The organism is uncultured Microbulbifer sp., assembly GCF_947489355.1.
GTDB lineage: Bacteria > Pseudomonadota > Gammaproteobacteria > Pseudomonadales > Cellvibrionaceae > Microbulbifer.
The window spans coordinates 1-376 of record NZ_CANLDD010000200.1; the positions used below are offsets into that span (position 1 = coordinate 1).

At 51.9% G+C, this 376-nt stretch carries 1 protein-coding gene; it reads left to right on the forward strand.

Translation table 11 applies throughout. From position 1 onward, the window contains the following. On the forward strand, window positions 1-376 hold a 376-nt coding region (locus Q1A48_RS21445; protein WP_299948918.1), incomplete at both ends, for an ABC transporter transmembrane domain-containing protein.

The following is a 376-nucleotide window of genomic DNA, read 5'->3' on the forward strand; positions in this document are numbered from 1 at the left end:
TGGTGGCTGCGGTCGTGGACGGTATTATGGCGCTGATCACACTGGCCGCCATGTTTTTTTACGATCTATGGCTAACCTTGATTGTGTTGCTGGTGGTCGTCCTGTACGCCGTTCTGCGTCTGTTACTTTATCGCCCATTACGGCTACTTACTGAAGAACAAATTGTTGCCCAGGCAAAACACGACTCGCACTTTATGGAATCGGTGCGGGCTATTCAGACCGTCAAACTGTTCCAGCGCGAGAACGACCGCCAGGGGCAGTGGCACAACCGCCTCGCCGATGCTATCAACAAGGATATCCGCATTGCCCGCTGGAATATCGGCTACAACACCATCAATCGCCTGTTGTTTGGTTTGGAAAACCTGTTGGTGATCTA